22 protein-coding genes are annotated in these 21,657 nt (G+C 71.5%); 7 read left to right on the top strand and 15 right to left on the bottom strand.

From position 1 onward, the window contains the following. The first annotated feature begins 235 nt into the window (after window positions 1–235). The 3 genes from IE272_RS22525 (at window position 236) to IE272_RS39475 (ending at window position 1,550) form a co-directional block, all read left to right on the top strand. Window positions 236–793 (top strand): nitrobindin family protein, encoded by a 558-nt coding sequence (locus IE272_RS22525; RefSeq protein WP_056704612.1) that lies wholly within the window; start codon window positions 236–238, stop codon window positions 791–793. 86 nt (window positions 794–879) lie between these two features. Further along, entirely contained in the window at window positions 880–1,308 is a 429-nt protein-coding gene (locus IE272_RS22520) for a DUF4190 domain-containing protein (RefSeq protein ID WP_190007695.1), read from the top strand. A gap of 164 nt (window positions 1,309–1,472) precedes the next feature. Beyond that, window positions 1,473–1,550: a 50S ribosomal protein bL37 gene (locus IE272_RS39475; protein WP_373292019.1), complete on the top strand. Its 78-nt coding sequence runs from the start codon at window positions 1,473–1,475 to the stop codon at window positions 1,548–1,550. A 117-nt stretch (window positions 1,551–1,667) separates the two neighbouring features. Here the strand turns inward: IE272_RS39475 and IE272_RS22515 are convergent, their stop codons facing one another. The 9 genes from IE272_RS22515 to IE272_RS22475 all read right to left on the bottom strand — a co-directional run bounded on the left by IE272_RS22515 (window position 1,668) and on the right by IE272_RS22475 (window position 11,577). After that, window positions 1,668–2,624, bottom strand: coding sequence for a PfkB family carbohydrate kinase (locus tag IE272_RS22515; RefSeq protein ID WP_190007693.1), 957 nt, complete (start codon window positions 2,622–2,624; stop codon window positions 1,668–1,670). Further along, a complete protein-coding gene (locus tag IE272_RS22510; protein WP_057667607.1) occupies window positions 2,621–3,610 on the bottom strand; it encodes a zinc-dependent alcohol dehydrogenase family protein in 990 nt (329 codons plus the stop codon). Before IE272_RS22510 ends, IE272_RS22515 begins: the two co-directional genes overlap by 4 nt. Then, on the bottom strand, window positions 3,607–4,497 hold the full coding sequence (locus IE272_RS22505) for a carbohydrate ABC transporter permease (protein WP_050362859.1): 891 nt from the start codon (window positions 4,495–4,497) through the stop codon (window positions 3,607–3,609). The genes IE272_RS22510 and IE272_RS22505 overlap by 4 nt, the downstream gene beginning before the upstream one ends. Then, complete coding sequence (locus IE272_RS22500; protein ID WP_057667610.1) at window positions 4,494–5,456, bottom strand: carbohydrate ABC transporter permease; 963 nt, start codon at window positions 5,454–5,456, stop codon at window positions 4,494–4,496. The genes IE272_RS22505 and IE272_RS22500 overlap by 4 nt, the downstream gene beginning before the upstream one ends. Then, complete coding sequence (locus IE272_RS22495) at window positions 5,453–6,820, bottom strand: ABC transporter substrate-binding protein (RefSeq protein WP_057667612.1); 1,368 nt, start codon at window positions 6,818–6,820, stop codon at window positions 5,453–5,455. Before IE272_RS22495 ends, IE272_RS22500 begins: the two co-directional genes overlap by 4 nt. A gap of 179 nt (window positions 6,821–6,999) precedes the next feature. After that, window positions 7,000–7,761 (bottom strand): DeoR/GlpR family DNA-binding transcription regulator, encoded by a 762-nt coding sequence (locus tag IE272_RS22490; protein WP_007450176.1) that lies wholly within the window; start codon window positions 7,759–7,761, stop codon window positions 7,000–7,002. 345 nt (window positions 7,762–8,106) lie between these two features. Beyond that, the gene (locus IE272_RS22485; protein WP_050362862.1) at window positions 8,107–9,201 is read right to left on the bottom strand and encodes a Rieske 2Fe-2S domain-containing protein; all 1,095 of its coding nucleotides are present in this window, start codon (window positions 9,199–9,201) and stop codon (window positions 8,107–8,109) included. Window positions 9,202–9,326: 125 nt separating this feature from the next. Continuing rightward, on the bottom strand, window positions 9,327–10,226 hold the full coding sequence (locus IE272_RS22480) for a TIGR03620 family F420-dependent LLM class oxidoreductase (protein WP_190007691.1): 900 nt from the start codon (window positions 10,224–10,226) through the stop codon (window positions 9,327–9,329). A gap of 112 nt (window positions 10,227–10,338) precedes the next feature. After that, the gene (locus IE272_RS22475; protein WP_190007689.1) at window positions 10,339–11,577 is read right to left on the bottom strand and encodes an erythromycin esterase family protein; all 1,239 of its coding nucleotides are present in this window, start codon (window positions 11,575–11,577) and stop codon (window positions 10,339–10,341) included. Between the two features lie 58 nt (window positions 11,578–11,635). Between IE272_RS22475 and IE272_RS22470 the strand changes: the two genes are divergently transcribed. Next, window positions 11,636–12,376 carry a TioE family transcriptional regulator gene (locus IE272_RS22470; RefSeq protein ID WP_050362865.1) on the top strand — a complete coding sequence of 247 codons (741 nt, stop codon included), beginning with the start codon at window positions 11,636–11,638 and terminating at the stop codon, window positions 12,374–12,376. Window positions 12,377–12,451: 75 nt separating this feature from the next. On the opposite strand, the gene IE272_RS22465 is transcribed toward IE272_RS22470, so the two are convergent. After that, window positions 12,452–14,110: an acyl-CoA dehydrogenase family protein gene (locus IE272_RS22465; protein ID WP_190007687.1), complete on the bottom strand. Its 1,659-nt coding sequence runs from the start codon at window positions 14,108–14,110 to the stop codon at window positions 12,452–12,454. A 124-nt stretch (window positions 14,111–14,234) separates the two neighbouring features. Then, window positions 14,235–14,840, bottom strand: a complete 606-nt coding sequence (locus IE272_RS22460) for a TetR/AcrR family transcriptional regulator (protein ID WP_050362867.1) — start codon at window positions 14,838–14,840, stop codon at window positions 14,235–14,237. 160 nt (window positions 14,841–15,000) lie between these two features. Between IE272_RS22460 and IE272_RS22455 the strand changes: the two genes are divergently transcribed. Both IE272_RS22455 and IE272_RS22450 read left to right on the top strand, forming a co-directional pair. Continuing rightward, window positions 15,001–15,375: a PadR family transcriptional regulator gene (locus IE272_RS22455; RefSeq protein ID WP_050362868.1), complete on the top strand. Its 375-nt coding sequence runs from the start codon at window positions 15,001–15,003 to the stop codon at window positions 15,373–15,375. Then, window positions 15,372–15,986 carry an HAAS signaling domain-containing protein gene (locus tag IE272_RS22450; RefSeq protein WP_190007685.1) on the top strand — a complete coding sequence of 205 codons (615 nt, stop codon included), beginning with the start codon at window positions 15,372–15,374 and terminating at the stop codon, window positions 15,984–15,986. The genes IE272_RS22455 and IE272_RS22450 overlap by 4 nt, the downstream gene beginning before the upstream one ends. Window positions 15,987–16,067: 81 nt before the next feature. On the opposite strand, the gene IE272_RS22445 is transcribed toward IE272_RS22450, so the two are convergent. Beyond that, window positions 16,068–16,649: a dihydrofolate reductase family protein gene (locus tag IE272_RS22445; protein WP_190007683.1), complete on the bottom strand. Its 582-nt coding sequence runs from the start codon at window positions 16,647–16,649 to the stop codon at window positions 16,068–16,070. Between the two features lie 262 nt (window positions 16,650–16,911). Here IE272_RS22445 and IE272_RS22440 point away from each other — a divergent pair, with 262 nt between their 5' ends. Next, on the top strand, window positions 16,912–17,862 hold the full coding sequence (locus IE272_RS22440) for an arsenic resistance protein (protein WP_229897496.1): 951 nt from the start codon (window positions 16,912–16,914) through the stop codon (window positions 17,860–17,862). A gap of 42 nt (window positions 17,863–17,904) precedes the next feature. Here IE272_RS22440 and IE272_RS22435 read toward each other — a convergent pair whose 3' ends face one another. The 3 genes from IE272_RS22435 to IE272_RS38775 all read right to left on the bottom strand — a co-directional run bounded on the left by IE272_RS22435 (window position 17,905) and on the right by IE272_RS38775 (window position 21,613). After that, on the bottom strand, window positions 17,905–18,936 hold the full coding sequence (locus tag IE272_RS22435) for a TolB family protein (RefSeq protein WP_056704583.1): 1,032 nt from the start codon (window positions 18,934–18,936) through the stop codon (window positions 17,905–17,907). After that, entirely contained in the window at window positions 18,933–20,240 is a 1,308-nt protein-coding gene (locus tag IE272_RS22430) for an MFS transporter (protein WP_190007681.1), read from the bottom strand. Before IE272_RS22430 ends, IE272_RS22435 begins: the two co-directional genes overlap by 4 nt. 146 nt (window positions 20,241–20,386) lie before the next feature. Next, window positions 20,387–21,613: a discoidin domain-containing protein gene (locus IE272_RS38775; RefSeq protein WP_268254197.1), complete on the bottom strand. Its 1,227-nt coding sequence runs from the start codon at window positions 21,611–21,613 to the stop codon at window positions 20,387–20,389. Window positions 21,614–21,657 lie beyond the last annotated feature (44 nt).

Here is a 21,657-nt window from a genome sequence, read left to right as displayed (position 1 = left end):
GCCACAGGACACCCCCTAGGGCCTGTCGTCAAACTGCCGCCTGCCGGGCGGCGTCTGGCACGCACGCTCGCCGCGTTGCCGAAACGCCCTAGTAGCTCCGCTACGAGAGCATTCCAGCGCCTTGCGATCGCACGCACCAGACGCCGCCCGGCCGCCCTTCGGGCGACGACGGCAGTTTGACGACAGGCCCTAGGCTGCGACCCTGCACCGGCACCGACCCGAGGAGCGCACCCGCATGCACGACCCCGTCTCCGAACTCCCCTTCCCCGACGCCCTCCGCCCCGAAGCGTCCCCCGCCCCGCATCCGCTGCTCGCCCCGGTGACCGGGTACATCGGCACCTGGCGGGGCACGGGCCGCGGCGGATATCCGACGCTGGAGACGGACTTCACCTACGCACAGGAGGTCACGTTCAGCCACGACGGGCGGCCCTTCCTCGCGTACGAGGCCCGGGCCTGGCTGATCGACGCGGACGGGCGTCCCCTGCGGCCGTCCGCCCGCGAGACCGGATGGTGGCGTCTGCAGCCGGACGGGCGGGTGGAGGCCCTGATCACCCAGCCCACCGGCATCGCGGAGATCTCGGTCGGCCGGGCCGGCGACGGCACCGTCGACCTCGCCACCGAGCGGGTGTCCCTCGCCCCCACGGCCAAGGAGGTCGACGCCACCCGCCGCCGCTACACCCTGACGGATCCGGACACGCTCGCCTTCGTCCACGATCTCGCCGCCGTCGGTCGGCCGCTGCAGCACCACCTGTCGGCGCGGCTCCACCGAGAAGCCCCTGGCCAGGGCATTTAGTTGCCGGAGTGTGACCATAACGGTGCATGGAGGACGGCCCAGAGGGCAGGTGGACGGGAAGCCAGGAGAACAGGAGCACCTCCCCGATGTCCCTTCCCTCATACCCGGATTCCCCGTACCCGGGGCAGCCCGCCGCCGACCACGACCCCTACGGCGGCCAGGCGCCCGCCCGGACGAACGGCTTCGCGGTCGCCGCACTCGTACTCGGCCTCATCGCCTGCCTGTTCTTCTGGACCGTGGTGGGCGGGCTGCTGCTCGGCCTGCTCGCCGTCGTCTTCGGGATCATCGCCGCGCTCCGCACCCGTCAGGGCCGCGCGCCGCGCCGGGTGATGGCGATAGTCGGCGCGGCGTTCGGGGCGCTCGGGCTCATCGGTTCCGCCGTCGTCCTCGTGGTGGCCGTCTCCGTGTTCGACTCCCAGGAGTTCAGGGACCTCGAGGACTGCATGAACCAGGCCAATGGCACGGCGGCCGAGGACCGGTGCGCGGAGGACTTCATCGACGAGCTGACCAACTGACGGATCCGCACACCTGTCCGTACGCGCCCGGCGGCGCGCCGCCGGTTGCACCCGCACCGGGTGTTTGCCACGGTGTCCATGGGTAGGCGACCCGGTGATCTCCGGGCCTCACCGCCCGGTGGACCGTCCGCAACGGAGTACAGAGCAGAGAGAAGGAGGGTTCGATGTCATCGAAGCGACGTCGTAAGAAGAAGGCCCGCCGCAAGAACGCCGCGAACCACGGCAGGCGCCCGCAGAGCTGAGGCGACGCCGCGGCCCCACCGGGCGGAGGAGCCTGGTGGGGCCGGGCGGTTTCCGTGGGCCGGGGGAGGGCCGTGCGGAACTCGGGTCCTGATGGTGATGCCCGATGTGTGCCGGGTTCACACCCCGACCGGGGCCGTGGGCTCCGTTCCCGCCCTGGCACAGACCGACGCGGCCGTCGCGGCCGCGTACTCCAGCATCGCCCGTGCCTGGTCGGCGGACAGCTCCGGATCCCAGTCGGCCTCCGTCCCCAGCCAGGTCAACATCCCCGCCATGAACGCGTCGCCCGCGCCGATGGTGTTCACCACCCGCACCGGCAGGGCGGGGACCGAGACCGCCGGGGCGTCATGGACGTACGCGGTGGCACCCTCCGCCCCCCGGGTCAGCACCACCAGCCGTCCCTCCCCGGCGAGCGCCCGGCAACTGGCCTCCGGGGCCGCGTCCGGCCACAGGCGCACCAGATCCTCGTCGCTCGCCTTCACGACCCGCGCGAGAGAGCACAGCTCCCGCAGCCGGCCGAGGCTCCGTACGGGATCCAGGGTGCGGTCCTCGCGCACATTGGGGTCCACCGCGAGCAGCCCCGCGCGGGCGGCCGCCCGCGCGGTGGCGGCCACGACGCCGGCCGCCGGCTCCACGACCGCGGCGAGCCCGCCCACGTACACCGCGCCGAAACGCGCCGCCTCCGCCGTCCGGTCGGGCAGCGCGAAGGTCGCCGTGTCACCGAGGTGGAAGCGGTACGTGTTCCCGTGATCGCCCGGATCGGCCACCGCGAGCGCCGTGGGCAGCGAGCACCGGGCAGTCAGCGAGAGATCGACGCCCGCACCCGTCAGCCAAGCCTCGACGCCCGCCGCGAAGGCGTCGTCGCCGAGCCCGCCCACGAAGGACGGCCGCCCGCCGAGGCGGGCCAGGCCCACCGCGACGTTCGCGGGCGCCCCGCCCGGCTGGGCCGCCCGGACCGCTGTGTCACCGTCGGCCGGCACCAGATCCACCAGCGCCTCGCCGAGCACGAGAACGGAGCGGGGGCGGGAGTCGAGGACGGGGCCGGAGCCGGTGCGGGGGACCGGGGCGTCCGTCACGGCTCCACCACGATCTTGCGTCCGATGCCCGCCTGAAAGCGTTCGATCGCCTGCGGGTACTGCTCCAGCGGCAGCCGGTCGCTGATGAACACCGACGCGTCCAGCACGCCGCTCGCGAAGAGCGCCGCGGCCCGTTCGTAACTGTGCAGGACCGCCATCGAACCGGTGATGGTGATCTCCTGGTTGTAGATCCTGTACGGCTCGATCACCGCGGTGGTGGCGTAGTCGGAGACCCCGAACTGGAGGAACGTACCTCCCTTGGCGACCCTCCCCAGACCGTCCTGGATGGCCCCGGCGTTGCCGGTGGCGTCGATGACGACGTCCCAGCCGCCCGGACGGTCCAGCTCCTCGGCACGGGCCGCCGCGCCCGTGCAGCCCAGGGTCGTCGCCGTGGCCAGCCGCTGCGCGTTGACGTCCAGCATGTCCACCGACGCGGCGCCGGTGCGCTTGGCCAGCTCCAGCATCATCAGCCCCATGGTCCCGGAGCCGTAGATCAGCACCTGGGCCCCGAGATTACCGTTGAGGACGTCGTAGCCCCGCACGGCGCAGGACAGCGGCTCGATCAGCGCCGCGTCCCGGACGTCGATGTGTTCCGGCAGGCGTACGCAGTTGGCGGCGGGCGCCACCGCGAACTCGGCCGCGCCCCCGGGCACGGTGACGCCGATCGCCGCCCAGTTGTCGCAGAGGTTGCCCCGGCCCGAACGGCAGTAGCGGCACTCGTGGCAGTGCAGCGAGGGGTCCACGGCCACCCTGTCGCCCACGGACAGCTCGGTGACGTCCGCACCGAGGCCGACGACCTCCCCGGCGAACTCGTGCCCGGGCACGATCGGCAGCGTAGGAGCGAACTCGCCCTGGAGGATGTGGAGATCGGTGCCGCACAGCCCGCACGACGCGACCTTGACGACCACGTCCCGGGGACCGGGCGTGGGGTCCGGCACGGTGGTCACGGAGACCTTGCCCACGGCTTCGACGATGGCTGCCCTCATTTGACTGCTCCCAGCGAGAGGCCCTGGACGAGTTTGTCCTGGGCGGCGTAGCCGGCGACGAGCACCGGCAGGGACACGACCACGGACGCCGCGCACAGCTGGGCGAGGAAGAGGCCCTGGCTGGTGACGAAGGTGGTCAGATGGACAGGTGCGGTCCCGGCGACGACGCCGGTCAGCACCCGTGCGAACAACAGCTCGTTCCAGCTGAAGATGAAGCAGATCAGGGCGGTCGCGGCGATGCCGGGACCGGCGACCGGGGCCACGACACGGCGCAGCACCGTCGGCAGCCGGGCCCCGTCGACCTGCGCCGCCTCGATGATGGAGACGGGGACGTCCGCGAGGAAGGACTGCATCATCCACACCGCGATCGGCAGGTTCATCGAGGTGTAGAGCAGGACCAGCAGCCAGATGTTGTCCAGCAGCCCCGTGTTCTTCGCGAACAGGTACACCGGCAGCAGCCCGGCGACCACCGGCAGCATCTTCGTGGACAGGAAGAAGAACATCACGTCCGTCCACTTGCGGACCCGCCGGATCGACAGCGCGTACGCGGCCGGAAGCGCGAGCAGCAGCACCAGCACGGTCGAGAAGAACGAGGCCGCAAGCGAGTTGACCAGCGGGGGCCACGGCGTCGGACCGCCCCCGCCGCCGAAGAAGGTGCGGTAGCCGTCCAGCGTCAGCGCGGCGGCGATCGACGGCGGGTTGGTCGCCGCGTCGGCCTCCGCGTGGAAGGACGTCAGCACCATCCACAGGGCGGGCAGACAGAAACCGATCCCCACGACCCAGGCGGCCACGCCCAGGGCGGCGGAGCGCCGACGGGCCCTGCGCGTGAGGGCGTTGACGGATGCGGACGGGGACGCGGATGCGGTTGTCGCGGTCGAGGCGCTCATGAGCGGCTCGCCTCCTCACGGAAGAGGGAGGAGACCGTCCGGAGCGCGAAGGTGGCGATGACGATCGTGCCGATCACCACGACCACGCCCGCCGCCGACGCCAGCCCGTACTCATGGGCCCGGTAGAAGGTCTCGTAGACGGTGTACGGGAGGTTGGCGGTGCCGAGACCGCCGGAGGTGATCGTGAACACCGCGTCGAAGTTCTGCACGATGTACACCGACCCGAGCAGGATGCCGAGTTCGAGGTAGCGGCGCAGATGCGGCAGGGTCAGATAGCGGAACATCTGCCAGGGCCCTGCCCCGTCCAGCCGTGCGGCCTCCATGATCTCGGCCGGCCGGCTCTGCAGCCCGGCCAACAGGATCAGCATCATGAACGGCGTCCACTGCCACACGAGCGAGGCCTCGACGGCGATCAGCGGCATCTCCGACGTCCACTCGGGCTGCGCGACGCCCTCGATGCCGAACAGTTCGCCGAACCAGGTGAGCGCCCCGTTGAACAGCCCGTACTCGGGGTTGTAGAGCGCGTGCTTCCACAGCAGCGCGGCGGAGACCGGCACCAGCAGGAACGGGGTGATCAGCAGGGTGCGCACGAACCCCCGGCCGAAGAACGCGCGGTCCAGCAGCAGGGCGAAGACGAGCCCCAGCACCACGCTGACGATCACGACGGACGCGGTGAGGACGACGGTCGTCACGACCGATTCGCGCAACGCCTCGTCGGTGAAGACGGACGCGTAGTTGGAGAGCCCGGTGAAGTGACGCTTCTCCGGCTTGAGGGAGTTCCAGTCGAAGAAGGAGATCACCAGGGTCGCCACGAAGGGCAGTTGGGTGACGGCGATCAGGAAGACGAGTGCGGGCAGCAGGGGGGCGCGGGTCGCCCAGGCGCGCCGTCGGCCGCCGCTGCCCGGCTTTTTCGCCGGGGCGGGCGGGGACGTGGTCTCCCTGGTTGCGGTGACGGTCATCGGTACTCCTCCGCGACCTTCTCGGCCAGCTTCTGGGAGGCGGCGAGTGCGGCGTCCACCGACTGGCGGCCCGCGATGGCGGCGCTGATCTCCTGCGCCACGCGGGTGCCGAGGTCGGTGAACTCCGGTACGCCGACGAACTGGATGCCCGCCGTCGGGCGGGGCTGGGTGCCCGGATTCTTCGGATCGGCCTCGGAGATGGCCCGCTCGGTGACGTCCGCGAACGCGCCCGCCTCCGCCCGGTAGTCGGGGTTGGCGTAGGTGGACGCCCGTTTGCCCGCGGGCACGTTGGACCAGCCGCTGGTGGCGCCGACGAGCTCCTCGTACTCCTTGCCCGACGCCCAGGACACGAACTTCCAGGCGTCGTCCGCCTTCTTGGACGCCTTCTGCAGACCCCAGGCCCAGGTGTAGAGCCAGCCCGAGCTCCTGGTCTGCTCAACCGGGGCGGGGACGTAGCCGATCTTCCCCTTCACCGGGGAGCCCTTCGCCTCCAGGGACCCGGCGCCCGCCGTGGCGTCGTACCACATGGCGGTCTTGCCCTGCGTCATGTTGTTCAGGCACTCGGCGTATCCGGACTGCGGGGCGCCGAGCTCCCCGTGGTTCCGCACGAGATCGACGTAGAACTTCGTCGCCTTCTTGAACTCCGGTGCGGTCAGGCGCGGTTCCCAGTCCTCGGTGAACCAGGTGCCGCCCATCGTGTTGACCACCGTGGTGAGCGGGGCGATGACCTCGCCCCAGCCCGGCAGCCCGCGCAGGCAGATGCCCTTCATCCCGCGCTCCGCCCCGTCCGTCCGCTCGGCGAGCTTCGCCACCTGCTCCCAGGTCGGCTTGTCGGGCATCGTGAGGCCCTGCTCCTCGAAGACGTCCTTGCGGTACATCAGGAAGGACGACTCGCCGTAGAAGGGCTGGGCGTAGAGCTTGCCGTCCTCGGCGGTCAGCGATTCCCGCAGGGGCTGGAGGATGTCCTCCTGGTCGAAGGCGGTGTCGGCCCTCGCGTAGTCGTCGAGGGGGTGCAGCCAGCCGTTCTTCGCGAAGAAGGGCAGCTCGAAGTTGCTGATGGTGGCGACGTCGTACTGACCGGCCTGGTTGGAGAAGTCCTGGCTGATCTTGTCGCGTACGTCGTTCTCGGGCAGCACCGTGAAGTGGACCTTGATGCCGGTCTCCTTCGTGAAGTGCTTCGCCGTGAGCTTCTGCAGTTCGACCATCTGCGGGTTGTTCACCATCAGTACGTTCAGCGCGTCGCCACCGCCGAAGGAGGTCCCGCCCGCTCCGGCGCAGCCGGTGGCGAGCAGGGCCAGTGCGACGGTCACGGCGCAGGCCCGACCATGTGTCCGTGGTCGGCGGCGGCGTCCTGGATGGGGCATGGGGGCTCCTGATCAGTCGTAGCGGCTCGGTGATCGGGTCGTTGCGGGCATGGCGGACCACGCCCCGGCGGTGGGGGTGGAGCGGTGATGCGGGTGCGGGAGCCGTGCGGTCGGCGGTACGGGGCGGGCAGTCCGTTCGGACGGGGTCGGACAGAGGCGGGCCGGCCGGGCGGGGCCGGTCAGACGCGGATGACCTGGGGTCCCAGCAGGGAGTAGCGCTGGGCCTCGGCCGAGGAGAGCCCCGCGTCGGTGACGATCGCTTCGAAGTCGCCGACCCCGGCGAACCGGCAGAAGCTCACGGCCCCGAACTTGCTGTGGATCCCGGCGAAGATCCTGCGCCGGGAACTGCGCAGTGCCTGCGCCTTCACCTCGGCGACGGCGGGGTCCGGGGTGGTGAGGCCGTACTCCCGGGAGATGCCGTTGGCTCCGAGGTACGCGAGGTCGATGACGAAGTCCGCGAGCATCCGGGAGGCCCAGTGGTCGACGGTCGCCATCGTCGAGCCGCGCACCCGGCCGCCCAGCAGCAGCACCGAGGTCTTCTCGGCCCCGGCGAGGGAGGTGGCGACGGCCAGGGATGCGGTGACCACGGTCAGCGGCCGGTCCTGGGGAAGCGCCTCGGCGATGAGCTGCGGGGTGAAGCCCTCGTCGACGAAGACCGTCTCGGCGTCGCCGAGCAGATCGGCGGCGGCGGTCGCTATCCGCGACTTCTGCGGAACGTTGCGGGTGGTGCGGACGGCGAGCGTGGTCTCGAAGCCGGCCGACTCCACCGGGTAGGCGCCGCCGTGGGTCCGACGGACCAGCCCGTGCTCCTCCAGCACATGCAGATCGCGGCGGACGGTCTCCTTGGCCACCTTGAACAGGTCCGCGAGGGCGTTCACACCGACCGCCCCCTCCCGCCGGGCCGTGTCCAGAATTCCCCGACGGCGTTCCTCGGTGTCCACGGCGCACTTCCCTGGTCGCTGCTGGGCCCGTTACGGGCGGAGCCCGCATGTCCGTTCGGGCTCATGTGTCGTTTGTACAAGCAGTCCCGGGGCAACGACCAGCCGCTTCACCAGATCCCCTCAGCCCGAACGTGCCCGTTTCCTGGGTGTAACAGCGCTGGTCACGCTCACTACGGCCGCCGATCCGGTCGACCGGGCCGCCCGCTTTCCCGTGATCGCCGCCCGAATGGCGCCCGAAGTGCGGAGCCCCGGCGTCCGCCGCGCCGGGAAGGGGCACGCGAAGGCCGGGGCAAGGGCTCAGGAAGGGCGGGACGAGGGGCGTGGGCCGGTGCCGGTCGGGGCCGGTCAGGAGAGAACGGCGCTGTCCTCGCCCTCGCTGCGATGGGGGAGGGCCAACGCGCCCCTGCCCGGCGTCTCCGGATAGAACCGCTTGGCCCAGCGCCGGAACGGGCCGATCGGTCCGTCGCCGGATGCCAGCCGGGGCGGCTGCTGATACTGCTTGTGGTGCCAGATCGGGAAATCGGCGGCGGTGAACTCGCAACTGGACCGGAAGACGGGGCGGTCCAGGAGCCGGGCCGCGGTACGGCTGACGATCCGGGCCAGCCCGGGCGGCAGCCGGCCGGGCTCGTCGAAGGCGATGCGGTTCAGCTGCCGGAACTGCATCCGGTTGGGCCCGATGGCCGTCGGCATCACCATCGTGCACATCCGCAGCCCGAAGCGGGGGGTGTGGACGTCGGCGTGCAGGCAGCCGAGTCCATAACCGTCCACCTTCACGTCCACGGTGAAGTCGCCCATGAGCGGCGCCGACTCATGGGCCCGCATGGCGACATGGAACTTCGCGTCGTCGTACGCCACGGGACCGTCGATCTCGGCCTTCGCCCAGCCGTGCAGGGTGGCGAAGTGCCCCAGGTCGACCGAGTTCTCGATGACCTCCTGGACGTTGCCGGCCAGCTCCCAGGCGGCCGTACGCGCGGGCCTGTGGCCGATCTCGTGCCACTGCGGGACGAACCAGTCCGGATCCCGGCCGTCGTGGTGCCGCCAGACGAAGACGCCGCCGTTCACCTCGTGGACGGGCAGCTGCGTCAGCGGGGACCGCGGCGGCGGTGTGCCGTACCCCGTGCGGACGCACGTGCCGTCGGGGCCGAACGAGAAGAAGTGGAAGGGGCACGTGAGATCCTCCCCCTCCACCTTCGCCAGACCGAGGTGGGCCCCCAGGTGGGGGCAGTACGGACGGACGGCGCGGAGCGCTCCCGTGCCCGTGCGGTACAGGACGACGTCGCGCCCCGCCAGCGGCCGGGTGAGCACGGTGCCCGGCCGCAGCTCGTGCGAGAAGGCCAGGGCGGACCAGCCGCTCGGATAGGGCAGGGCGGGCGCTCCCGCCGCATCGGCCGGTGTCGGACCCTCACTGATGGTGCGCCCGTACTCACGTGCCACTCCCACGACTCCCCCTCCACGTTCGGTCGCACGGAGGCTGCCCAGAGCCGCCCCGCGATCCTCCCGACACGCCGCACATCACCCGAACGGGACGATGAGCGCGACGTGTTGACGGAGGGGGTCCGGGTCCGTCAGAGCTCGTCGCCGAACGCCTCGGCCAGCTCGCGCCAGGCGGCACGCGGCAGGCCGGCGCCGCCCTCGTCGGCGGTGAGCACCTGCAACGCGACATGGTCGGCCCCGGCGTCGAGGTACTCCCGGGTCCGACGCCTCACCAGCTCGGCGTCGCCCAGCGCGAAGAGGGCGTCGAGGAGACGGACGCTGCCGCCGCCCTCGAAGTCGCCTTCCGTGAACCCCAGGCGCAGCAGGTTGTCGGTGTAGTTGGGCAACTGCAGATACATCCTCAGCATGGTCCGCGCCGTGGTGCGGGCCCGGTCGAGGTCGGTGTCCAGCACCACGGTCAGCTCCGGGGCGAGCAGCGCGTCGGGGCCGAGCGCCTCGCGGGCCTCCGCGGTGTGCTCGGTGGTGACGAGGTAGGGGTGCGCCCCCAGCGACCGGCCGGCCGCGAGCTTCAGCATCTTCGGACCGAGGGCCGCCAGGACCCGATGGCCGGAGCCCACGGACGGTTCGGCGGCGTCGAGTGCGTCGATGTAGGAGACCATCGCGCTGTACGGCTTCGCGTACTGCGGCACCATCGGTCCGTGACTGACGCCCAGACCGAGGACGAAGCGACGGCGCGCACCCGGATCGATCGCCGAGATCGCGGCCGCCGCCTCCTCGGCCGTGTGGTTCCAGATGCTCAGGATGCCGGTGGCCACCGTGATCGACCGGGTGGCGGCCACGACGGCTGCGGCGTCCTCGGGCGTCGGACTGCCCCCGATCCAGACGGTGCCGTACCCCAGCTCTTCGAGCTCGGCGAGCGCCTCCGCGATCGCCTTCGTGCCCGCGTCGTCCACCCGTGAAGCGTGCAGGGCGCCGCTCCAGATCCCCACACGCCCGAATGCCCTGCCCGTTCCGGAAATCTCAGAAGTCATGGTGTGATCAACCATGGCCCGGCCCAACTATTCCTGACCTGACGGGGATTCACCCGTCCGGACGTTCGGGGGGAGGGGATGAAGGCCCCTACGCACGTCTACACGAGCGTCCTCAGTTCTCCGGAACGTTCTCCGGAAAGTTCTCTGAAACGTCCTCCGGGATGTCCTTCATGAACACGACTCCGTCGATACGGGCCAGGTGCGCCGGGTCGAGCGGGGCGTAGCCGAAGTACGGGGACGTCCGCCGGGCGAAGCCCGTGGCGCCGTGGACGGCGGTCAGCTCGGAGGCGTTCACCAGGCAGGGCTCCTCCGGGAGCGCGTACAGGGTTCCTTCGAGGGTGTCCGGCGGCGGAACGTCGACCCCTCGGTGTCGCATCGTGCCGAAGGCGGTGGCCAGGAAGCCGTACTCCTCGCCCAGGCGGGCGTTGACGACGGCGCCCGCGCTCCACCACTCCAGCCGTCGGCCGCCCATCCGCATCGAGCTCATGTCCCGCTGGAGATGGCTGTTGTGGGCGTGCACCAGAACCGGCGCCCGCTCGGCGAGCGCGAGGAGGTTTCCGGCCATCATCTGATCCCGCAGGCCCGTCAGCCGTGACAGACGGTCCGGTGACGTGTCGGCCATCCAGAAGTGGTACCGCAGCAGCCCCGAGGCGGCCCGTGCGTACAGGAGGGCCCGGTCGAACGCGTCCCGCGAGGTCACCGCGATCAGATGCGGCGTCCACGCGTCGAGCAGAGCCCCCAGATCGTCGGCGAACAGGCGCAGTTGCCCAGCCTCGGCCGACCGGCCGAAGGACGCGGACGGATCCAGCATCGCCGCCGGGTCGGTCCACCGCTCGTCGGCGCCGAGGAGGCGGTCGAGCGTCCCGGCGGTGCAGGGGAGCAGGCCCGTGTCCACGTGGTCGGCGAGAACGCGGTGCAGCGAGGTGAGGGCCTCGCGCGGGCTCTCCGCGTACGCCATCTCCAGCGGGCCGTCGAAGCCGGCGAAGCGGACCTGGTCGGACGCGGGCCGGCCGTCGTTGAACGCGCGCATCCAGCGCACCAGTTCACGATTGGCCGCCGACTTCCCGAGGCCGTGGCCGAACCCCCGGTCCATCGCCTCGTCGAGCGTGCCCGCGCCCGTCGTCACGTAGTCGTCCACCAGCAGTCCCGCCACACAGTCGCTCTCGATGGTGATGGTCCGGTAGCCCTCCCGCTCGACAAGCTGCCGGAAGAGCGCGTTGCGCAGCAGGAGGGGGGCGTCCACCCCGTGGGTGGGCTCGCCCAGGGTCAGCACCCTGGGCGGGGAGGCGAACAGCCTCATGACGGAAGCCGCGTCGACGGCGTGGGCGATGTCCTTGATGTCGTTGGCCATGGCTTCAACCGTATCGTTGAACCCTCGGTGGAAACTTTTGCGCGATACCTTGGGACCCATGAGGCAAAACCCTCAAACAGCAGGTCGACTCCGGCCCATCGATCTGGCCCGTCGGCACGGATTGTCGACGCAGGCCGTCAGGAACTACGAGGCGGCGGGGATCCTCCCGGCCGCCGGGCGCACCGCGCACGGTTACCGCACCTACGCACCGCTGCACGCGCACGCTCTTGCGGCGTTCCTCGCGCTGGTCCCCGGTCATGGGCACGGGACCGCGACATCGATCATGCGGGCGGTGAACCGCGACGATCCGCAGGAGGCGTTCCGCATCATCGACGAGAGCCACGCCCAGCTCCTGGAGGACCGGAGGACGCTGCAAGCAGTCGAGAGGGCCCTCCGCGATCTGGGTCCCGGGGCCGCGCCCGCACCCGACGACGCGTCGAGCCCCGGCGGGATGTTCGTGGGACCGCTGGCGGGAAAGCTGGGGATCAGACCCGCCACACTGCGGAAGTGGGAGCGTGCCGGGCTCGTGGCCCCGGGCCGCGACCCGCGAACCGGCTACCGGGTGTACGCGGACACCGATGTACGGGACGCCGGACTGGCCCACCAGCTCAGGCGGGGCGGCTACCGCCTTGAGCAGATCGCACCGTTGATCGCCCAGGTGCGGGCGGCCGGCGGTCTGGAGCCGCTGGCGGCGGCCCTGCGTGACTGGCACGCCCGGCTGGCCGCCCGGGGGAGGGCGATGCTGGCCGGGGCCGCCGAGCTGGACGCCTACCTCCGGCACGCACACGACGGCCACTGACGGACAACAGCGGGCCGGCGACACGGGTCCACCCCGCGGTGGCGAGGTTTCCGGCCGCCCTCGCCCCGGTCCCCGTCAGGCGGGCAGCCGCCCCAGCAGCGCCGCGAAGTCCGTGCCCGCGGGAAGCGTGCCGAAGGCGAGCCCCTGGTCCCCGGCGAGGCGGGACGCGCAGAACGCGTCGGCCACCGCCGGCGGTGCGTGGCGCACCAGCAGCGAGCCCTGGAGCACGAGAGCGGCTCGTTCGACGACCCGGCGGGCCCGGAGCTGCGCGTCCTCCGTGCGCGCCAGCTCGGCCCGCAGCTCCCGCCACGCCGCGTCGAGGCGCGCGTCCGCCCCCGCCGCCGCCTCGATCTCGGCGTGGAAGGCCTCCAGCGACGCGGGCTCCCGTGTCAACGCCCGGAGCATGTCGAGGGCGTTGACATTGCCGGAGCCCTCCCAGATGCCGTTGAGCGGGGCCTCGCGGTACAGCCGGGGCATCCCGGACGCCTCGTCGTACCCGTTGCCGCCGAGGCACTCCAGCGCCTCGGCCACCGCCACGGGCTGCCGCTTGCACACCCAGTACTTCCCGATGGCCGTGGCCAGGCGGAGGAACGCGCGTTCCCCGTCGTCGCCCCGGTGGGCGCGGTCGGCGGCCCCCGCCAGGCGCAGGGCCAGGGTCGTGGCGGCCTCGGACTCCAGGGACAGGTCCGCCAGGACATTGCGCATCAGGGGCTGGTCGATGAGCCGGGCGCCGAACACCGAGCGGTGGCGCGCGTGGTGGGCCGCCTGCGCGAGCGCGGCACGGATGCCGGCGGCGGAGCCGAGCACGCAGTCGAGCCGGGTCATCGTCACCATGTCGATGATGGTGCGTACGCCCTTGCCCTCGTCGCCGACGAGCCAGGCCACGGTGTCGTCGAACTCGGGCTCGCTGGACGCGTTGGAGCGGTTGCCGAGCTTGTCCTTGAGCCGCTGGATGCGGAAGGTGTTCCGGCTTCCGTCCGACAGCACGCGCGGAACCAGGAAGCACGACAGACCGCCGGGCGACTGGGCGAGCACCAAGAAGAGATCGTTCATCGGCGCGCTGGTGAACCACTTGTGGCCGCGCAGCCGCCAGGTGCCGTCGTTCTGTTCGACGGCGGCCGTGGTGTTGGCGCGCACATCGGTACCGCCCTGCTTCTCCGTCATCCCCATACCGGCGAGCAGGCCGCGCTTGGCTGCGGGGTCGCTGAGCCCGGGCTCGTACACACGGCTGGTCAGCAGTGGTTCGTACGTCTTGGCGAGGTCGGGGGAGCGGCGCAGCGCCGGGACGACGGCGTACGTCATCGAGACCGGGCACAGGTGGCCCTGCTCCAGCATCGTGGCCAGCATGAAGCCGCCCGCGCGGGCGACATGGGCCCCGGGACGCCCGTCGGCCCAGGCGGCGCCCGCCAGCCCCGCACGCACCGAGGCGTCCATCAGGGAGTGGTAGGCGGGATGGAACTCCACCTCGTCGACCCGGTGGCCGAAGCGGTCGTGGGTACGCAGCTCCGGCTCGTGGCGGTTGGCCTGGTCGGCCCAGTGCTGGGCCTCCTCGCTGCCGACATAGCGGCCGAAGCGGTGCAGCTCGTCCAGGTGCCATGCGGCGCCCTCGCGGCGTATCCCTTCGAGCAGCACGGCGTCGTCGGCGGCGTCGTGGCCGGTGAGCGGAGGCGGCTGGTTCGTCACCTCGTGCGTCACGGCGGTCGGGTTGCTGCGCGGTGCGGCGGGCGTGGGCATCGGTTCTCCTCCGGGAGACGGGACGGTGGGACGGAGCGTCGGGACGGACGTCGGGACGGACGTCGGGACGGAGGGGCGGCGGGTGCGGCACACGAGGTGCGGGGCGCGGCAGGCGCGGTCTCGGTCAGGGCGCCGCGCCCGCACAGCGCAGGGCCACCGCGGTGAGGCGGGTGACGAGCCGGTCCGTGTCGTGCGCGGCCGAGGTGCTCAGCGGGTACACGAGGACCTCGCCGACGGCGCCGGTCAGCGCCGCGGCGGTGATCTCCGCGTCCTGGTCCGGCAGCAGGCCTGCGGCGACCCCCTCGTCGATCACCGCGGCGAACAGCGCCCGGTAGCGGCGCCGGAAGGCGAGACGCTCCGCGCCGACCGCCGGTTCGGCGGGCGCCGCGAGCAACGCGTACGCCAGGCCGTGGTTCTCCAGGGCGCGGCGGGCGAACACCTCCACCCCCCGGCGCAAGCGCCCGGCAGGGTCGCCGTCGCCCTCCAGCACCTCGCCCAGCACGTCCACCTCACGCTGTGCGGCGCGGCGGAAGACCTCCACTGCCAGCGCGGACTTGGACGAGAAGTGCTGGTAGACGGAGCCGGCGGCGATCCCGGCCGCGTCGGCGACAGCGGTCACGGACGCCTGCGCCCAGCCGACCTCCGTCACGACCTCGGTGGCGCGGACGACGAGATGCTCCCGGGCGGCTTCGAGCCGACGGACTTCGGCGGGGGTCTTGCGGTAGGCCATAGAAGAAGTGAACCACCATTCAGAGTTTCACGCCACGACCGGTTCCACCGGCCCGGTCCGTCGGCCTCCGGAAGGCGTCCGCCGGTTCGGGGCGATCGGTACCCGGAGGGGGAAGGGGCTCCCTACCGGCCCGCATGCCGCGCAAGGTATCTTGCATCGCATGGAACCAGGCGATGCAGCCAAGCAGGCACGGGCGGCCGCCCAGCTGCGCAAGGGCGTTCTGGAGTACTGCGTGCTCGCCCTGATGCGGGACAGCCCTCGTTACGGCGTGGAACTCCTCCACGCCCTTGAGGAATCCGGCGCCCTGGCCACCAGTCAGGGCACCGTCTACCCGCTGCTCTCCCGGCTCCGCCGCGACGACCTGGTCACCACCACCTGGCGGGAGTCCGACTCCGGGCCACCCCGTCGCTACTACGCGCTCACCGACGGGGGGCGTGCCGCACTCGACGAGTTCACCCGCCTCTGGCCCGGCTTCCGCGATGCCGTCGACGCCTTCCTCACCACCCCCCACACCTCCAACGGAGACCTTGCATGAAGACCTTCGCCGACCCCGTACGCAACTACCTCTCCGCCGTCGAGCGGGAGAGCTCCGCGCTCACCGCCGACCGCCGCCAGGAACTGCTCGCCGACCTCGCCGAGCACATCGAGGTGACGCGTACGGAGCGCCCCGACGCGGCGATCGGCGAGATACTCACGGAGCTGGGGGACCCCCGCACGATCGCGGCGACGGCGCTGGCCGAGGCGGGGAACGGGACGCCCGGCACGCAGGCCGGGGGCGACGCGGACGTACCCGCTCGGCGCGGCAAGGTGCACCCGCTGGTGCCGCTCCTGATGCTGACGCTCTCGCTGCCCTTCACGATGATCTTCTCCATCGGCCCCGACGCGGCGTTCGACCCCGGTGCGGTGTTCGGCTTCCTGTTCCGCGTCACCGGCGCGGTACTTCTCTGCACCTCGGTGCACTGGACCGCCGTCCAGAAGACCACCGGCGTACTGCTCGCCGTCGTCGTGCCGACCACCGTCATCGTCACCTGGAACGTGATCAGCGGCTGGGCGGCGGGCGAAATGCAGGCACTCCTGGGCAACCTGGGAAGCCTCGCCCTGATGGTCGGCACGGCTGTATGGCTCTGGCGAACCCGTCGCGCCTGAGACCGTGCGGTTCCGGGGCCGAGGAGGGCCCGGTCGCCGGCGGCCGGGGCCCCGGCACGGCCGGGTCGGAATCCGTGCAGGTCAGTGCGGGGTGGGCCGGTAGATGAGCTCCTGGGTACGGCCATCGAGCGTCCGGCTCTCGATCAGTTCGAGGTCGAAGTCGGCCGCACCCCGCAGGACCGGTTCCGTACCGGTCCGACCGGTGATGACGGGGAAGAGCGTGACGTGGACGCGGTCGACCAGGCCGGCGGCCAACAGCGCCCGGTTCATCGACAGGCTGCCGTGCGAGCGCAACGGCACCTCGGACTCCTCCTTGAGGCGGGCGACGACGTCGATGGCGTCGCTGTTCGCGACGGTCGCGTCCGGCCAGTCGAGGGGTCCTTCGAGCGTGGACGAGACCACCGTCGCCGGCAGGTTCCTCATCCGCGTGACCCATGCGTCGCCCACGCCGGACTCCTTCGAGCCCGGGCCCAGCAGCCGCACGAATTCCCGATAGGTGTGGGCCCCGAAGACCATTCGCTGATCCTCGCCGTACAGAGAGAGCCGGCGGTCGAGCAGCTCGGGGCCCTGCTTGCCCCAGTAGCCGCCCCAGTCGCCGTCACCGTTGTAGGAGCCGAAACCGTCGAGGCTGGAGAATACGTCGAAGGTGTAGGTGGCGGTCATGATGCTCTCCTGGGCGAATCCGGACGATGGACACAGGTACAGACTGTGTCCGGCCGGAGAACTCATCGGGTGGAGGGTCCACCGCCGGGAAACCGTCGGTCGTCCTGGTCACCCGGAAGGTCCGCCACGACGGTCACGCCGCCCTCCTCGCGGAGCTGTTGAGCAGCACGATGTGAGGACGACGCAGACCGCCGCCCCCTCTTCCCCCTCCCGATGCCAAGGAGTACGTACGTTGTCGTCGCCATCCGGCGTGGTCGCGGGCATGGAACGCCACCAGGTCGCCGTCTATGTGGGCGCGCTCGCCGCCGGAGGCCTGCTGGGCCGGGTCGCACCCGGTGCGGGGCCGGGTCTGGAGCACGCGATCAACCCGGTGCTGGCCGCCCTGTTGTACGTGACGTTCCTCCAGGTGCCCGCGGCCGAGTTGTTCCGTTCGGTGCGGGCGGGCCGCTTCCTGGCCGCGACGCTGGTGGTGAACTTCGTCGTGGTGCCGCTGGTGGTCGCCGCGATGTTCACCTTCCTCCCGGACGACCGGGCGGTCCGTCTCGGCGTGCTGCTGGTCCTCCTGGCCCCGTGCATCGACTACGTGATCGTCTTCAGCGGGCTCGCGGGGGGCAGCAGCGAACGCCTGCTCGCCGCCACCCCGTTGCTGCTCCTCGCCCAGATGGTGCTGCTGCCGGTCTATCTGTTCCTGTTCATGGGACCGGACCTGGCCGACGTGGTGGAGGCCGGACCGTTCGTCGAGGCGTTCGTCGTGCTGATCGTCATCCCGCTCACGCTGGCCTGGCTCACCCAGGCGTGGGCCGCACGCCGCCCGGCCGGACAGAGGGTCGCCGAGGCGATGGGCACGACCATGGTGCCGCTGATGGCCGCCGTCCTGCTGACCGTGGTCGCCTCCCAGGTACCGAAGCTCGGCGACGCGGGCAGCCTGGGGGACGTGGGCCGTGTCGCGCCGTTCTACGTGCTCTTCCTCGTCGTGATGGCGTTCGCCGGGCTCGGCGTGGCCCGCCTGTTCCGCCTGGACGCCCCCGCCGCGCGGGCGATCGTGTTCACGGGCGCGACCCGCAACTCCCTGGTCGTCCTGCCCCTCGCCCTGGCGCTGCCGGACGCGCTGGCCGTCGCCGCCGTCGTCGTGGTCACCCAGACCCTGGTCGAGGTCATCGGCATGGTCGTCTACGTCCGAGCCGTGCCCCGGCTGCTGCCGCTCCGGGACTGACCCGCACCGGCACGCGACGCCCCGGCCCGGACTGCCCCCGGGTCAGCCGCCCGCCACGACCATGGACGGTGACGAAGCGTCGCTCAGGAGGAGGCGCGGCCCGGCGGCCGAGGCGTCGACGGGGACGGTCCAGATGTCCGAGGTGCCCTTCGCCCGGCCCGGAAGGGCGTACGCGAGGGTCGAGTCGTCCAGCCACGCCGCCTGGTCGTCGACGCTGCGGGTCTCGGCGACGGGAGTCTCACGCATCGTCCCCAGGTCCAGTACGTGCAGTCGCCACGGGTTTTTGGCGCCCTCGCGGACCCGCTTCTTGAAGGCGATCCGGGTGCCGTCGGGCGAGAGGGACGGGCATTCGACGTTGCGGCGGAGCGTGCGGGCCTTCCACGTCGTGATGTCGCCCTCGACGAGGTAGGTCTTCCCCTTGGTGGCCACCGTCGCGTAGAAGCGGTTGTCGTCGTCCGCGAAGGTGATGCCCCAGTAGTTCACGTCCGGCGCGTGGTAGCGCCGCCCCTCCAGATAGAGCTGGAGCGTCTCCACGTTCTTGACCAGATAGCCGGTCCGGGTGTCGAGGATGCCGCTCCTCGTCGAGAAGGAGGACGAGGCGTACGAGTCGCCGCTGACGAACAGCGTCCAGGCGACCATCCGGCCCGAGGGGGAGACCCGAGCCCGATTGGGGATGCCGCCGACGACGACGGTCTTACGGGTGTTCAGCTCTCGGTCGAGGACGTTCACCTTCGTCTTCTGCGAGATGCCGGGGTGGCTCGCGATACAGACGGCCGACCGTCCGCTCGCGTAGAAGCGGTCGCACGACAGCCCGGTGTTCCTGCTCCGCGCCCCGTCGGCCGCTCCCGTACCGGAGGAGCTGTACGGCGCCGAGCGCACGTTGCCCTTCCGCGCCGCGTGGTAGAGACCGGGCGCGCTGTCGAGGGTGAGGCCCGGGGCGGCGACGGACTCCGGCGACCTGCCGTCGCCGTCGGCTGCCGCGACCGTGTAGCCGACGGCGACGGTCGCCAGTACGGCGGTGGCCGCCGTGAGCGCGATGATCCGGGCGCGGAGGGAGAGAGGAGGCAGGGTCATGAGGGCTCCGGGGCGGTGACGGGTGCGGGGGCGGCGGGCGTGGGTGCGGCGGGCAGGAGTACGCAGGCGAGGACGAGTACGGCGCCGAGTGCGGCGGCGGCCAGGACGAGGGCGTTGTCCATGCCCCACAGCGTCCAGACGGCCCCGAACCCGACGGACGCGAACAGGCGGCCCAGACTCTGGCCGGTCTGCAGCAGCGCCATCCCGCCCGCGCGCCGGTCCGACGGCACGACCGGACCGCCGAGCGCCATGAGGACCCCGTCGGTCGCCGCGTAGAACGTGCCGTGCAGGACGAGCACCAGAATCGTGAGGGGCCAGCCGGCCACCGGTGAGAACAGCGCGACGTACACCCCGAGCAGGGCGACATGCCCCAGCAGGTACGGGATTCGGCGGCCGATCCGGTCGGCGGCCCGGCCGAGGGGAACGGCGAGCAGGAGGTAGACCGCCGCGCTGCCGAGCGGCAGCAGCGGGAAGTACTCCACGTCGAGGGCGAGCCGCTTCTGCAGGACCAGGTAGAGGAACCCGTCGCCCACGCCGACGAGGCCGAGCGCCGTGGCCGCGAGGAGGATCCGGCGGAAGGCGGGAACACGGAAGAGCCGCAGGGTTTCCCGCAGTGTGGCCGCGGCCCTGCCCGGCGGGCGGGCCGGCCCGGCCTCGCGGCCGGGGACGAACGCGAAGAGGATCAGTACACCCAGCAGGCCGAAGCAGAAGCTGACGACGAAGACCGCGTCGTAGGCGTCGACGGTCGCCCACAGGACGGCGAAGGCGACGAGCGGTCCGAGCATGGCGCCCGTGGTGTCCATGGCCCGGTGCACTCCGAAGGCGCGGCCGAGGTCCCGCTCGTCGCAGCTCAACGAGATCAGGGCGTCGCGCGGCGCTGTCCGTACGCCTTTGCCGACCCGGTCCGCAGCGAGCGCGGCGGAGAGGGCGGGGGTGGAACCGCCCGCGAGGAGCAGACCGAGTTTGCAGACGGCGGACAGCGCGTATCCGCTTCCGGCGACGAGCTTGTGCCGCTGCCAGCGGTCGGCGGCGTGCCCGCCGGCGAGTCTGACGAAGGCGGTGACACCGTTGTAGAGGCCGTCGAGAAAGCCGAACTGGAGTGGGCTGAGTCCCAGGCCCAGGACGAGGTAGAGGGGCAGTACGGCGGTGACCATCTCGGACGAGATGTCGGTGACGAGGCTGACCGTGCCGAGCGCGACGACGGTGCCGGTGAGGCGCCTTCGGCCGCCGGGCCGTACGGCTGAGGGGGTCCGGTCGGGGGCGGTTCCGTCCGATGGACGGGTTCTGCCGACGGCAAGGTACATACAGACGCTCCTGGTACGCGGTGCCCGGAGCTCCGGTCGCACGACCGGTGCTCCGGGCGGGTTCGCCCGGCCGGGCGTGGCCGGCCGCCGGAGCACGGCGGCCGGACCACGACGGACGGTGTGGGGGTCGGTGACAGGCGCGGAGATCAGTGGCAGCTGTACGTCGGGCCGGTGTCCAGGACCGTTCCGTCGGTACCGACGAACTTCGAGGTGAAGGTCGTGTCGGTGAAGTCGAGCTGCATCACGCCGAACTTGTCCCAGATGCGCTTCTGGCTGTTCTTCTGCACGGTGTCACCCTGGCCGTACAGGTCCTTGCCCCCCATACCGCCGAGGATCTCGACGATGCCGTTCGGGTCCGCCTGACCGTCCGGGCTCTGGGGGGCGAAACGCTCGTAGTGGTGGTCGTGGCCGCTCAGCACCAGCTCGGTGCCGGCAGCCTGCAGCATGGACCAGATCGGCTTGCCCACGGGGTCGTTGCCGTGACTTCCGGAGCTGAACAGCGGGTGGTGGAAGTACGCGGCGACGCACTTCTTGCTGTTCTTGGCGAGGTCGGCCTTCAGCCAGTCGAGCTGTTCGCGCTCGTCGAACCGGTTGGAATTGAGGGCGACGAAGTGCCAGTTGCCGTAGTCGTAGCTGTACCACATCTTGCCCTGGGGAGTGGCGCGGTCACCGAAGTACTGCCGGTAGGCGACCTCGTCCTGGTTGTCCCAGTCGTCGTACGCCTCGTGGTTGCCGGGCACGGGGTGGGTCTTGTCCTTGAACCGGCCCCAGGACTTGTCGTAGTAGTTGCGGAAGTCCTCGATGTGGGCGTCGTCGTACTGGTTGTCGCCCATGGTGATGTAGAAGGCCGGGTCGATCGCCATGGCGCGTGCGGCGGTCTTGAAGTGCTGGCATCCCGGATCGCTCTCGTTGCACTGGTCGGCGATGTCGCCGGCGCCGACCACGGTGAACGCGCCCTTCGGGGGCGGGTCGGTGGGCGTGGTTCCCCCGGCGGTGCCGTACACGTCGGCCTCCCACAGGGAGTAGCCGTACGTCGTGCCGCGTGCGGTGCCGTACACGCGCAGGTAGCGGCCCTTGCCGGTCAGACCGGTCCAGGTGTCGGTCCCGCCGTTGCCCGCCGTCTCCGCGGCGAGCCTGGTCCAGTCGGTGCCGTCGGCAGAGATCTCCAGCCGGTACTGCTTCGCGTAGGCGGCCTCCCAGGTCAGTTCGACGCGGGAGACGGACGCCCCCGCGCCGAGGTCGATGCGGAGCCACTGCGGGTCCGAACCCTCGGCACTGGCCCAGCGGGTGGCCGCGTCGCCGTCGACGGCCTTGCCGGGGGCCAGGGCGGAGGTCTCGGACGACGAGGCGGTGGCGGGCTTGCCGCGCGAGATCAGCGTCTCGGCGCCGGAGGTGCCCGTCGGTTCCGGGTCGGGCC

The organism is Streptomyces anulatus, assembly GCF_014650675.1.
In the GTDB taxonomy this organism is placed as follows: Bacteria; Actinomycetota; Actinomycetes; order Streptomycetales; family Streptomycetaceae; genus Streptomyces; species Streptomyces anulatus.
The sequence above is the reverse complement of the archived record's forward strand: the minus strand, read 5'-3'. Positions and strand labels throughout refer to the sequence as shown.